Origin of the sequence: Mesorhizobium sp. M0698 (genome assembly GCF_040320455.1) — a bacterium.
GTDB lineage: Bacteria > Pseudomonadota > Alphaproteobacteria > Rhizobiales > Rhizobiaceae > Mesorhizobium.
Genome location: NZ_JAMYPQ010000081.1, coordinates 1 through 689, shown reverse-complemented (window position 1 = coordinate 689; position 689 = coordinate 1). Strand labels below are relative to the sequence as shown.

Here is a 689-nt window from a genome sequence, read left to right as displayed (position 1 = left end):
GTTAGGTCTGCGACGCAGGCTTGTTTGGCCAATTTCTTATTTCGCCTCAGGCCAAATAGCTGAAGCAGTCACAAAAGATGTTTTTCGCCTCGTTCGGCCCAATTGGCACGAGTTTTGAAGCCCTCGTTGCGAGACGGCAGCAGGTGCCGAACGGCGCGTCGCCGATGATCATCTGCTCATATACGGAGGAATTGGCATGAATACCCTCGATCAAAGGACCGCACTGGAGCAAGCCGCACGAGAGCGCATCAAGGATTCCCACGCCCTCGATGGCGACGCCGGTCGCTTGGCCCACTTCTATCGCGGATGGGCCAGTTCTTACGAGTTGGATGTCGGCCGCGACGGGTACTGCGGGCCGATGATCGTGGCGGAACTGGCGGGCGCCGTGCAGACAGCCTATTTGGCCAGGCAGCGAACTGCCATCGCAATCCTGGACGCCGGCTGCGGAACGGGCCTCGTCGGCGTGGAACTGGAACGCCTCGGCTTCCGGTTGATCGACGGGATCGACCTCTCCGAGGAGATGGCCGAACAGGCTCGGCAAACCCGCGTCTACCGCCACGTCCAAGGAAATGTCGATCTTAACGGGCCACTCTCCGACTATCCCAGCGCGAGCTATGACATCACCGTCTGCTGCGGCGTCTTCACGCTCGGGCATGTCCGACCGGATGGGCTGCGCGAACTGGCTCGCG

General features: G+C 61.1%; 1 protein-coding gene. It reads left to right on the top strand.

The window, feature by feature from the left end:
- Positions 1 to 196: 196 nt before the first annotated feature.
- Positions 197 to 689, top strand: a 493-nt coding sequence (locus tag NKI16_RS34000) for a class I SAM-dependent DNA methyltransferase (protein WP_352924826.1), incomplete at its 3' end; no start/stop codon positions are given.